This is a genomic window from uncultured Tepidimonas sp. (genome assembly GCF_938045175.1).
GTDB lineage: Bacteria > Pseudomonadota > Gammaproteobacteria > Burkholderiales > Burkholderiaceae_C > Tepidimonas.
The window spans coordinates 1-3955 of record NZ_CALIND010000090.1; the positions used below are offsets into that span (position 1 = coordinate 1).

Genomic DNA, 3955 nt, shown 5'->3' on the forward strand with positions numbered 1-3955 from the left:
GCAATCTTGAGGCGTGATGCCGGTGATCAGGCAACTCTCTGGGTCCGGCAGATAGTCGGGGGTCGGCTGGCAATACCAGACCACGGGCTCGCCGATCGGTTGCAACTGCGCATCGGTGCGCAAGCCGGCAAACTGCGCCGGACGGTCGCGCTTCGGATCGGCGCCGAAGGTTTCGTAATCGTGCCAGAAGAAAGTGGGGGTGGCGGTCGTCACACGTCGCATCCTACCCGCAGTTGATCACCGCATGGTCCCCCGCAGGTCGGCATTCCGGCGTAGACTGCGGGCCATGACCCCGCAGCACGCCGCCCCCACCCCGCCCGACCACCCTGCCCCGCGCCGAGGGACGCCCTTGGCTCCCCGATACGTGCAGTCCGCAGCCACCACCTGCTGGCTGGGTTGGGTGCGCATCGCAGCGACGCCTGCCGGACTGTGCGCCCTCCTGCTCGGCGACGACGATGACACCCTGCTGGCCGAGCTACGGCATCGGTTCCCGCGTGCCACCATGGCCGCTGCCAGTCCCGCGGTGCAGGGATGGGCCGCCCAGATCGCCGCTTGGTTGGATGACCCGCGCGCCGAGCTGCCCCTGCCACTCGACGTGCATGGCACGCCGTTCCAGCGCCGGGTGTGGGAGGCACTGCGAACCATCCCGCCGGGACAGACCATCGGCTATGGCGAACTGGCGCAGCGGTTGGGGATGCCGCGTGCGGCCCGCGCGGTGGCGCAGGCCTGCGCGGCCAATCCGCTGGCCGTGGCCATTCCGTGCCACCGGGTGGTGTCCGCCAACGGCAGCCTGTGCGGCTACCGCTGGGGCCTGGCGCGCAAACAAGCCTTGCTCAAACGCGAAGCCGGGATCTAAGGCCCCGGCTTCGCGCCTACTCGCGCCTACACGGACGACATCCGCCCCACGAGGGGACAGGCGCCTTAGTCGGTCGTGGCCTCTTCCGCCTCGGCGCGACGGCCCTCCTTCTTGGGCAAGGGCTGGATGTCGAGTTTGACCTGCGGCTCGCCACCGTCGGCTGGCGTCTCCACATCGACCGTCAGGCGGCCGCCGTCGACCAGCCGGCCAAACAGCAGCTCGTCGGCGAGCGCGCGCCGGATGGTGTCTTGAATGAGGCGCTGCATCGGGCGCGCGCCCATCAGCGGGTCAAACCCCTTCTTGGCCAGGTGCTGACGCAACGCATCGGTGAAGGTGACCTCGACCTTCTTCTCGGCCAGTTGCTGCTCGAGTTGCAGCAAGAACTTGTCCACCACGCGCAGGATGATGGGCTCGTCCAGCGGCTTGAAGCTCACGATCGCATCGAGCCGGTTGCGGAACTCGGGCGTGAACAGCCGCTTGATGTCCGCCATCTCGTCACCAGCCTGGCGCTGGGTCGTAAAGCCGATGGTGGACTTGTTCATCGTCTCGGCCCCCGCGTTGGTCGTCATGATGATGATGACGTTGCGGAAGTCGGCCTTGCGCCCGTTGTTGTCGGTGAGCGTGCCGTGGTCCATCACCTGCAGCAGCACGTTGAAGATGTCCGGGTGCGCTTTCTCGATTTCGTCAAGCAGCAGCACGCAGTGCGGCTTCTTGGTGATGGCCTCGGTCAGCAGCCCGCCTTGGTCGAAACCGACATAGCCCGGCGGCGCGCCGATCAGGCGGCTGACCGCGTGCCTCTCCATGTACTCCGACATGTCGAAGCGCACCAGCTCGATGCCCAGGATATAGGCGAGCTGCTTGGCGGCCTCGGTCTTGCCCACCCCAGTGGGGCCGCTGAAGAGGAACGCGCCGATCGGCTTGTCCGGCTTGCCCAGGCCTGAGCGCGCCATCTTGACCGAAGAGGCCAGCAACTCCAGCGCCTTGTCCTGCCCGAACACGACGGCCTTGAGGTCGCGCTCCAGGTTTTGCAGCTTGCTGCGGTCGTCGCTCGAGACCGATTGCGGCGGAATGCGCGCGATCTTGGCGACGATCTCCTCGATCTCGGCCTTACCGATGGTTTTCTTGCGCTTGGACGGCGGTACCACGCGCTGGGCAGCGCCAGCCTCGTCGATGACGTCGATGGCTTTGTCCGGCAGGTGACGGTCGTTGATGTACTTGGCCGAAAGCTCGGCGGCAGCCTGCAGCGCCGCTTGGGCGTATTTGACGCTGTGGTGCTCCTCGAAGCGCGACTTGAGCCCCTTGAGGATTTCGACCGTCTGTTCGATCGTCGGCTCGACCACGTCCACCTTTTGGAAACGCCGCGATAGCGCCGCATCCTTCTCGAAAATGCCGCGGTACTCGGTAAACGTGGTGGCACCGATGCACTTGAGCGCGCCCGAGCTCAGCGCGGGCTTGAGCAGGTTGGACGCATCCAACGTCCCGCCCGAGGCCGCCCCGGCGCCGATGAGCGTGTGGATCTCGTCGATAAACAGCACCGCGTGCGGCTTGTCCTTGAGTGCCTTGAGCACGCCTTTGAGCCGCTGCTCGAAGTCACCCCGATACTTGGTGCCGGCCAGCAACGCGCCCATGTCGAGCGAGTACACGGTGGCATCCGCCAGCACCTCGGGCACTTCTTTTTGCACGATGCGCCACGCCAACCCCTCGGCGATGGCGGTTTTGCCCACGCCCGCTTCGCCCACCAACAGCGGGTTGTTCTTGCGCCGCCGGCACAGAATCTGGATGACGCGTTCGACTTCTTGTTCGCGGCCGATGAGCGGGTCGATCTTTCCGTCGCGCGCGAGTTGGTTGAGGTTCTGTGTGAACTGCTCCAACACCGAGGCTTTCTCGTTGCCCTTGGCTTCGGCCGCCTCTTCGTTGTCAGCAGCGCTGCCCTCGGTAGGCTTGGCAGGCTCGGGCGCTTCGCCCTTGCGGATGCCGTGCGCGATGTAGTTGACCACGTCCAGCCGGGTCACGCCCTGCTGGTGCAGGTAGTACACCGCATGCGAGTCCTTCTCGCCAAAGATGGCCACGAGCACGTTGGCACCGGTGACCTCCTTCTTGCCGTTGCCGGTGGACTGCACGTGCATGATCGCGCGCTGGATAACGCGCTGGAACCCCAGGGTGGGCTGGGTGTCGACCTCGTCGGTCCCCCCCACCACGGGCGTGTTGTCCTTGATGAAGGTGGTCAGCGACTTGCGCAGATCGTCGATGTTGGCGTTGCATGCGCGCAGCACCTCGGCCGCGCTGGGGTTGTCCAGCAGCGCCAGCAGCAGGTGCTCGACCGTGATGAATTCGTGCCGCTGCTGCCGGGCCTCGACAAAGGCCATGTGCAAACTGACTTCAAGTTCCTGGGCAATCATGGGGCACTTCCTTCGCTTCGGGTTTCAAGAGTAGCACGCTGCATCCAACGGCTCCATGGGGGTAAGTGGGGCAGATCCGCCGTTATTCAACCGGTTCCGCCACGCACTGCAGGGGATGCCCCGCGGCACGCGCCGCTTGGGTGACCTGTTCGACCTTGGTGGTGGCGATGTCGCGGGTATAGACCCCGCACACCCCACGCCCGTGCACATGCACCTTGAGCATGATCTGCGTCGCCGTCTCCCGGTCCTTGTTGAAAAACTCCTGCAGCACACGCACGACGAACTCCATCGGCGTGAAATCGTCGTTGAGCAGCACCACCTGATACATCTTGGGCGGCTGCAGGCGCTGGCGGCGACGCTCCACCACCACCGCGTCGCCGCCAGCGGGCACGCTCGGCGTCAGATCGGGTTGTTTGGGTGTCGTGGCCATGGCAATCATTCTGCAATAAATCGGGCATCCCCGCAGGACGTGCGGATGCGCCGTCCGTCGGGCCTAAATGGCACCGCCGCCCCTGGGGGCGGCGGTACGGCAGCGGGGCCGACAGGCGCTGCCCCGGAAAGCAGGTCGGGCCCGCCTCTGCGCACTCACATGTGGTCGATCATCACCTGCCCAAAACCCGAGCACGACACCTGCGTGGCCCCCTCCATCAAGCGCGCGAAGTCGTACGTCACGTGCTTGCTCTGGATGGCCTTTTCCATG

Annotated in this window: 4 protein-coding genes; 1 reads left to right on the forward strand and 3 read right to left on the reverse strand. The window is 65.6% G+C overall.

Going from position 1 to position 3955, the window contains the following annotated elements; translation table 11 throughout:
- Positions 1-213, reverse strand: a 213-nt coding sequence (locus tag Q0716_RS04745) for an exonuclease domain-containing protein (RefSeq protein WP_299020233.1), incomplete at its 3' end; no start/stop codon positions are given.
- Between the two features lie 136 nt (positions 214-349).
- Between Q0716_RS04745 and Q0716_RS04750 the strand changes: the two genes are divergently transcribed.
- The gene (locus tag Q0716_RS04750; RefSeq protein WP_299020235.1) at positions 350-856 is read left to right on the forward strand and encodes a methylated-DNA--[protein]-cysteine S-methyltransferase; all 507 of its coding nucleotides are present in this window, start codon (positions 350-352) and stop codon (positions 854-856) included.
- A gap of 65 nt (positions 857-921) precedes the next feature.
- Here the strand turns inward: Q0716_RS04750 and clpA are convergent, their stop codons facing one another.
- The gene (gene clpA / locus Q0716_RS04755; protein WP_299020237.1) at positions 922-3255 is read right to left on the reverse strand and encodes an ATP-dependent Clp protease ATP-binding subunit ClpA; all 2334 of its coding nucleotides are present in this window, start codon (positions 3253-3255) and stop codon (positions 922-924) included.
- An 82-nt stretch (positions 3256-3337) separates the two neighbouring features.
- Entirely contained in the window at positions 3338-3694 is a 357-nt protein-coding gene (gene clpS / locus Q0716_RS04760; RefSeq protein ID WP_299020239.1) for an ATP-dependent Clp protease adapter ClpS, read from the reverse strand.
- Positions 3695-3955 lie beyond the last annotated feature (261 nt).

What these genes read in the sequence shown, in the direction of transcription:
- clpA (WP_299020237.1), bottom strand. Translation starts at nt 3,255, where the DNA reads ATGATTGCCCAGGAACTTGAAGTCAGTTTGCACATGGCCTTTGTCGAG.
- clpS (WP_299020239.1), bottom strand. Translation starts at nt 3,694, where the DNA reads ATGATTGCCATGGCCACGACACCCAAACAACCCGATCTGACGCCGAGC.